This window comes from Pseudorhizobium flavum (assembly GCF_044142885.1).
GTDB lineage: Bacteria > Pseudomonadota > Alphaproteobacteria > Rhizobiales > Rhizobiaceae > Neorhizobium > Neorhizobium flavum.
In genome coordinates this window covers 176,063-182,485 of record NZ_JBIOKZ010000009.1, presented here as the reverse complement: position 1 = coordinate 182,485, position 6,423 = coordinate 176,063, and the positions used below count along the sequence as shown (strand labels likewise).

The window sequence follows — 6,423 nt, the reverse complement described above, 5'->3', positions numbered from 1 at the left end:
GCACCGGCCGCATTGGCCTCTTCCACCATCGCGGCGTTCTGCTGGGTCACCTGGTCCATCTGGTTGACGGCGGTGTTGACCTCGGACAGGCCCACCGACTGTTCGCGGGCCGAGGTGGCGATCGCGTCCATGTGCTGATTGATGGTGACGATGTAGCTCTCGATGGTCTTAAGGGCTTCGCCGGTGTCGCTGACGAGCTTCACGCCGTTGCCGACCTCGGCAGACGAGTTGCGGATCAGGTCCTTGATCTCCTTGGCAGCGGTTGCCGAACGCTGTGCCAGTTCACGAACTTCCTGGGCAACGACGGCAAAGCCCTTGCCGGCTTCACCAGCACGCGCCGCTTCGACGCCTGCATTCAGCGCCAGCAGGTTGGTCTGGAAGGCGATGTCATCGATGACGCCGATGATGTTGGAGATCTGGCTGGATGACTGCTCGATCTTGCCCATGGCATCGACGGCATTGGCGACGACGGCGCCGGAATGGCGGGCGCTTTCGTTTGCCTGGATCGCCACCGTACGGGCCTCTTCGGCACGCTTGGAGGAGTTGGCGACATTGGTGGTGATCTGGTCGAGGGCTGCGGCGGTCTCTTCCAGCGAGGCGGCCTGCTGTTCGGTGCGCTTCGACAGGTCAGCAGCGCTCTGGCTGATCTCGCGCGATCCGCTGTCGATGGAGCTGGTGGATTCCGCCACTGCCGTCATGGTTTCGCGAAGCTGCATGACCGAGCGGTTGAAGTCCTCGCGCAGGCCTTCGAACTCCTCGGCGAAGGACTGCGTCAGCTGGACGCCGAGATTGCCGGCGGAAAGCTGCTTCAGGCCGTCTGCCAGACCCGTGGTTGCCTGTGCCATGGCTTCGGCGCGGATGCGCTCCTGCTCGGCCGTGCGGCGGCGCTGCTCTTCCGACTGCGAGCGCTGGGCATTCGCCTCCTGCTCGAGCCGGCGGTTCTCCAGCGCATTCGTCCGGAACACCTCGACGGCCGCCGCCATCTCGCCGATCTCGTCGGTGCGGCCCGCATAGGGGATCGCCGTGTCGGCATCGCCCCTGGCGAGGTTGTTCATGGAGTGGGTAATAGCCTGGATCGGCTTCGCGATCCCGGTAATGGCAAACCAGATAGCCCCCGCGACGATGGCACCCAGCAAACCGATTGCGACAAACGTCACCGTCAGCGTAGTCGAGTAGGCAGCTTCCGCGCTCTTTTGTGCGGCGATGGCATCTGCGATACTGATTTTGGTGAGTTCGGCTAGGCTGGCTGCCGAAGCCTCGGCAGGCTTGACCATCTCGGTGCGGAGAATGTTGTTGGCGCCCGCGATGTCTCCTGCATTGGAGAGTTCCAGTACACGCTTGCCAAGCTCCATATACTGCGCCACGCCGTCTTCGACGCTGCGGAGCAACTGGTCTTCGGCAGGCGTCGGCTCGAGCTTCCTGAACCGCGCCGCCTTGTCCTGCAGTGCGAGCCGCGCAGTCTCGATAGCGTTCTCCGCCTCGGCCTTTCCTTCCGCATCTTCCCGTAGCAAGTGGCTCCGATAGCCAGTGCGGACGGTCATCACCTGGACTTCCATATCTTTGACTGCTGCGATCGTCGGCATCGCAAGGCCAGCGATGTTGTTGACATGACCATCCAAAGCTCCGAGTCGATTGACGGAGAAGGTCGCGAACAATGCAAATGCGGCGCCGAGAAGGATAAGTATTCCTGCAAGGGCGGTCTTAACTTTGGGTCGTGTCATGGGAGGTCCATTCAGGGGCGAGAGGGCTCAAGGGCGCTGCGAACGCAGTCTGCCTCGATCGATGCAACTTTAGCGAGCCATGCGTTACGAAAATCAAACGGCGGCGCCCTTAGATATTATGGACGAAATTTAGTTAAGGCTGATGTATAGCTAATTCCCTATGTGCCGATCCCCGATCGATGCCGTATCCGGTGGCCGGCCGCGCGAAAGAACCTCCGCCGCCAGCTTCGCACCAGCCGCGGAGGACATGCTTGCCCCGGTCCTATCAGCCGGAATCGAGTCGTCATGCCGCTCCTGTCCCAGTCTCTGCGCCGAATGCTGTCCGCCATCGGCATGTTTGCCCTGGTCGCAAGCCTGAGCGGCTGCATCCTGGTCACCGATACGAGCCGCATGAACCCCGATGTCTTCGTGCAGGAGACGGCGCCGGTCTTCCACGTTCCCCCCTATGCGGATCCACCGACGAACCAGCCGCCACCGATGCCGGGCGGCATTCCGCAGAAGCGCCAGCTCTATCCGACGCATTTCCACCAGACCTACCGGCCGACCTATGGCATGCCGGTCTCAAACCCGGTGCATCGAGCCATGTACGGGGCGTTCAACGATGAGGGCAGGACGCTGCCGGCGATCCCCTATTCACGGATCGATCCGCGTTTCCTGCGCCAGGAAGTCTCCTACCAGACCGCCGAGGCGCCCGGCACGATCGTCGTCGATACGAAGCAGCACTATCTCTATCTCGTGCAGCCCGACGGCAAGGCGATCCGCTATGGTGTCGGGCTCGGCAAGGAGGGGTTCGCCTGGTCGGGCCGCGGCACCATCCAGTGGAAGGCCAAATGGCCGCGCTGGACGCCGCCGGCCGACATGGTCGCCCGCCAGCCGGAATTGCGCCAGTTTGCCGCTGCCGAAGGCGGCGCCAATCCGGGCCTCAACAATCCGCTGGGCGCCCGCGCCCTCTACATCTTCAAGGATGGCAAGGACACGCTCTACCGCGTCCACGGCACGCCCGACTGGCAGTCGGTCGGCAGGGCCACGTCCTCCGGCTGCGTACGCATGCTGAACCAGGACGTTATCGACCTTTACGATCGCGTACCCGCCTCGGCGCCGATCGTCGTAATCTGATGATCCCGTTCTGGGCCGGCTGGTTGGCGTCCCGTAGGGAAGCGTAAACGTTCCCGTGATAGCACAGGCCCATCATGGAACCTTTGCATTCAGGTTGCCGTTGATCGGGCCTAGTCAGAAGAACAAGTCGGGCGGTTTTCCGAACATGAGCATGAACATTTCCTATTCCCGCCGGGGCGTCCTGTCGCTTCTTGCGGCGGGCGCGGCCTCGACCCTTGCCGGATGCGCCTCGAGCGGCTCTGGGTCGTCGGGTGCACGCATCATCTCCGCAACGCCTGCCTCCTTCTCGCCGCCGCCGGTCTCACCCTCGGGTCGTTCGCCCGAACTGGATGCCATGTATGGCACCGTCGTCGACGGCGGTTACGTCATTCCGGCCGTGCCCTACTGGAACATCAACCCGCGCTACTATCGCCAGCGTGTCCTTGATCCCACGGGCGAACGGCCGGGCACGGTGGTCGTCGACACGGCGTCGCGCTTCCTCTACCTCGTGGAGCGTGACGGCAGCGCCATGCGCTACGGCGTCGGCATCGGCCGCGAAGGCTTTGCCTGGGAAGGCGAGGGCGTCATCCAGTGGCGGCAGAAATGGCCGAAATGGACGCCGCCGGCGGAAATGATCGCGCGCCAGCCGCAGCTTGCAAAATACTCTGCAGAGAACGGCGGCCAGCCACCGGGCCTGGACAATCCGCTCGGCGCCCGCGCGCTCTACATCTTCAAGAACGGCCAGGATACGCTCTACCGCCTGCACGGTTCGCCGGAATGGAACTCGATCGGCAGGGCCGTTTCCTCAGGTTGCGTTCGTCTGATCAACCAGGACGTGATCGACCTCTATGAGCGCGTGCCGCAGAAGGCCCGCATCGTCGTCTGGCAGTAACAGCGAAGGCGCGCCTAGGTGGGCTGCTGCTCCTGCAGCCGGCCCGTCAGGGCGCGCACCCTGTCCCGCAATCCCTCCATCTCCTCCAGGCTGCATTGCGTCGCCTCGGCAATGGCGCGGGTGACGTCGATTGCCTGTGACGCCAAGTCCTGTCCTTTTTGGGTCAGAGAGATGCGCACGAGCCGTTCATCCTGGCTGTCGCGCTTGCGGCTCACGAGGCCGCCCTGTTCCAGCCGTTTTAGGAGCGGTGACAGCGTTCCCGAATCCAGCCCCAACCGGTCGCCAATTGCCCGCACCGACTGGTCGTCCTCCTCCCACAGCACCAGCATGACAAGGTATTGCGGATAGGTGAGGCCGAGCGGCTCCAGCAGCGGCTTGTAGGTGCGGGTCAGTGCATGGGCCGCGCCGTAGATCGCAAAGCACAGCTGCGTCTCCAGCCTGGCTGGCGCCTCGCCTCTGCTCTGTTTCTTTTTCGTCATCGCGTGCCTGATTTTCCGGATCTCTGGCCTATCTCCCAATTATCCACCCAGTCTTGGTGATTATCAATGCGCAAAATTCTATTGCGCGCAATCTAATTGCCTGTTACGGATATTTGTCTCTGAACCTGAAGGAGTGAAGACGATGGCAATTCTCTACACGACCAAAGCTTCTGCCACCGGCGGCCGGTCCGGCCGCGCCGTATCCGAAAATGGCGTCCTCGATGTCACCCTGACCGTCCCCAAGGAACTGGGCGGCGACGGCGCCACCGGCACCAATCCCGAGCAGCTTTTCGCCGCCGGCTATTCCGCCTGCTTCCTCGGCGCGTTGAAGAATGTCGCCGGCAAGGAGAAGGTGAAGATACCGGACGATGCCAAGGTCACCGTCTCCGTCGGCATCGGCCCCCGCGATGACGGCACCGGCTTCGGCATCGAGGTCTCCATCACTGTGGACATTCCCGGCATGGACAAGGCGCAGGCCGAGGACCTGGTCGCCAAGGCGCACATCGTCTGCCCCTATAGCCACGCCATGCGCACCTCCACCGAGGTACCCGTTTCGGTGGCCTGACCCTACGGAGGAGGGGGCGGACCATCGGCCGCTCCCTTGACCATCCGGCCCAGTGAGCCTACCTTTCTTCTGAAAGGATTGCGTCATGGGTTTGCTGGAGAAACAGATCAGTCGGGTTGAAATCTCGGAGGCGCAGGTGGTCACCAGGGCCACTGTAGTCGCAGCCGAGCGGCTTGGGCTGAACGCTCGCAGCCTCGCCTCGGTTCTCGGCGTGTCTGAAGCTTCCGTCTCGCGCATGAAGCGGCTCGATCATCTCCTGGAGAAGGGAACGAAGCCGTTCGAGCTGGCGCTCTTGCTGATCCGCCTGTTCCGTTCGCTCGATGCTATTACCGGCGGTGACGAGGGGGTAGCCCGCAAGTGGCTGCGCAACACGAACACCGCACTTGGCGGAATACCGGCGGACAGGATCTCCACCATTACCGGCCTTACCGATGTCCTTGCCTATCTGGACGCCCGCCGCGCTCTCGTCTGAGGCGCGACCGGTCGCCGGGGAATTCTGGCGGCTCGTCGAGGCCCAGCATCGCGTCTCGACGATGAAGCTCGTGGAGACGGTGGAGGAGCAGGCCCTCTTGGAAAATCTGCTGGAAGAGACGAAGCCGGCGTTTCCGCCCGAATGCACGGGCCTCGACTACCTGCTCGCCACGCCCTTCCGTTATGGTGCAAGCTATCCGCACGGATCGCGTTTCCGCCGTGCCGGCCGCACGCTCGGTGTCTTCTATGCAGCAGCGCGGGTCGAGACGGCGATCGCCGAAATGGCCTTCTACCGGATGCTGTTCTTCGCCGAGTCGCCGGACACGCCGCTTCCTGCCAATGCCGCCGAATATACCGCCTTCGCGGCATTGGTCGCGACGGAAGCTGGTATCGACCTGACCATGCCGCCGCTCGACAGGGACAGCCATGCCTGGGAGCACCGCACCGATTACGCAGCCTGCCAGTCGCTGGCCGATGCGGCACGCGAGGCGGGCCTTGATGCCATCCTCTACCGATCCGTTCGCGACCCGGCAAACGGGCTCAACCTGGCGCTTCTGTCCGCCGGGGCATTTGCGGCGCGGGAGCCGGTGGAGCGGCAGACCTGGCGCATGCGGCTGTCGATGACCGGTGTCCAGGCCATTTGCGACTTCCCCCTCCTGCGCATCGGCTTCTCCATGGCAGACTTCGCCGCCGACCCGCGAATTGCCGCACGCCTTACCTGACCGTTGCGAGCGTCTGGCGCAGCGGCGCCATCGAGGGCCCAAGCTCTCCGTCGAGCTCGCCATGCACCCGCTCCCAGATCGGAAGCGCCTGCGACAGCAGCGCGGTACCCTCGGACGTCAGCCGCATCAGCCGGCTGCGCCGGTCGTCGGGATGGGGAAGGGTCTCCACCAGCCCGCGTCGCTCCAGTACCTTCACGGCCGCCGTCAGCGTCGTCCGGTCCATAGCCAGGACTTCCGCCACCGGCCCCATGGGTGCAGGCTGCGGCCGGTTCAGCGCCATCATCAGCGAGAACTGCCCATTGTTGAGGCCGAGCGGTTTCAGAGCATTGTCGAAGCGGCGGGCAAGCGCGCGGGCCGCGCGCTGTACATGCAGGCACAGGCATGTATCGCGGACGTGGATGGTCGTGGAGAAGGGAATCGGCATGGCGTTTGACATGGGTCATATATGTTGATATCAACCTAAATGTCAAGCCAGAGG

The 6,423-nt window shown here is 63.6% G+C and carries 8 protein-coding genes; 5 read left to right on the top strand and 3 right to left on the bottom strand.

Features of this window, described 5'->3' with window-relative positions:
• Window positions 1-1,721: methyl-accepting chemotaxis protein (locus tag ACEPP2_RS17405; RefSeq protein ID WP_395517319.1), on the bottom strand; the 1,721-nt coding region annotated here is incomplete at its 3' end.
• Between the two features lie 285 nt (window positions 1,722-2,006).
• Between ACEPP2_RS17405 and ACEPP2_RS17400 the strand changes: the two genes are divergently transcribed.
• Together ACEPP2_RS17400 and ACEPP2_RS17395 are read left to right on the top strand one after the other, a co-directional pair.
• Complete coding sequence (locus ACEPP2_RS17400) at window positions 2,007-2,837, top strand: L,D-transpeptidase (protein WP_152340707.1); 831 nt, start codon at window positions 2,007-2,009, stop codon at window positions 2,835-2,837.
• A gap of 151 nt (window positions 2,838-2,988) precedes the next feature.
• Window positions 2,989-3,708 carry a L,D-transpeptidase gene (locus ACEPP2_RS17395; protein WP_395517318.1) on the top strand — a complete coding sequence of 240 codons (720 nt, stop codon included), beginning with the start codon at window positions 2,989-2,991 and terminating at the stop codon, window positions 3,706-3,708.
• A gap of 14 nt (window positions 3,709-3,722) precedes the next feature.
• Here the strand turns inward: ACEPP2_RS17395 and ACEPP2_RS17390 are convergent, their stop codons facing one another.
• A complete protein-coding gene (locus tag ACEPP2_RS17390; RefSeq protein WP_142588689.1) occupies window positions 3,723-4,187 on the bottom strand; it encodes a MarR family winged helix-turn-helix transcriptional regulator in 465 nt (154 codons plus the stop codon).
• A gap of 142 nt (window positions 4,188-4,329) precedes the next feature.
• Between ACEPP2_RS17390 and ACEPP2_RS17385 the strand changes: the two genes are divergently transcribed.
• From ACEPP2_RS17385 to ACEPP2_RS17375, 3 genes are all read left to right on the top strand, one after another.
• A complete protein-coding gene (locus tag ACEPP2_RS17385; protein WP_142588690.1) occupies window positions 4,330-4,752 on the top strand; it encodes an organic hydroperoxide resistance protein in 423 nt (140 codons plus the stop codon).
• Between the two features lie 85 nt (window positions 4,753-4,837).
• A complete protein-coding gene (locus tag ACEPP2_RS17380; RefSeq protein ID WP_152340704.1) occupies window positions 4,838-5,224 on the top strand; it encodes an MbcA/ParS/Xre antitoxin family protein in 387 nt (128 codons plus the stop codon).
• Complete coding sequence (locus tag ACEPP2_RS17375; RefSeq protein ID WP_077547660.1) at window positions 5,184-5,945, top strand: RES family NAD+ phosphorylase; 762 nt, start codon at window positions 5,184-5,186, stop codon at window positions 5,943-5,945. The genes ACEPP2_RS17380 and ACEPP2_RS17375 overlap by 41 nt, the downstream gene beginning before the upstream one ends.
• Here ACEPP2_RS17375 and ACEPP2_RS17370 read toward each other — a convergent pair.
• Window positions 5,938-6,381, bottom strand: a complete 444-nt coding sequence (locus ACEPP2_RS17370; RefSeq protein WP_395517317.1) for a MarR family winged helix-turn-helix transcriptional regulator — start codon at window positions 6,379-6,381, stop codon at window positions 5,938-5,940. The genes ACEPP2_RS17375 and ACEPP2_RS17370 overlap by 8 nt on opposite strands.
• Window positions 6,382-6,423 lie beyond the last annotated feature (42 nt).

Excerpts from the sequence above, each read along its gene's own strand:
- ACEPP2_RS17400 (WP_152340707.1), top strand. The coding sequence starts at position 2,007 with ATGCCGCTCCTGTCCCAGTCTCTGCGCCGAATGCTGTCCGCCATCGGC.
- ACEPP2_RS17395 (WP_395517318.1), top strand. The coding sequence starts at position 2,989 with ATGAACATTTCCTATTCCCGCCGGGGCGTCCTGTCGCTTCTTGCGGCG.
- ACEPP2_RS17390 (WP_142588689.1), bottom strand. The coding sequence starts at position 4,187 with ATGACGAAAAAGAAACAGAGCAGAGGCGAGGCGCCAGCCAGGCTGGAG.
- ACEPP2_RS17385 (WP_142588690.1), top strand. The coding sequence starts at position 4,330 with ATGGCAATTCTCTACACGACCAAAGCTTCTGCCACCGGCGGCCGGTCC.
- ACEPP2_RS17380 (WP_152340704.1), top strand. The coding sequence starts at position 4,838 with ATGGGTTTGCTGGAGAAACAGATCAGTCGGGTTGAAATCTCGGAGGCG.
- ACEPP2_RS17375 (WP_077547660.1), top strand. The coding sequence starts at position 5,184 with ATGTCCTTGCCTATCTGGACGCCCGCCGCGCTCTCGTCTGAGGCGCGA.
- ACEPP2_RS17370 (WP_395517317.1), bottom strand. The coding sequence starts at position 6,381 with ATGTCAAACGCCATGCCGATTCCCTTCTCCACGACCATCCACGTCCGC.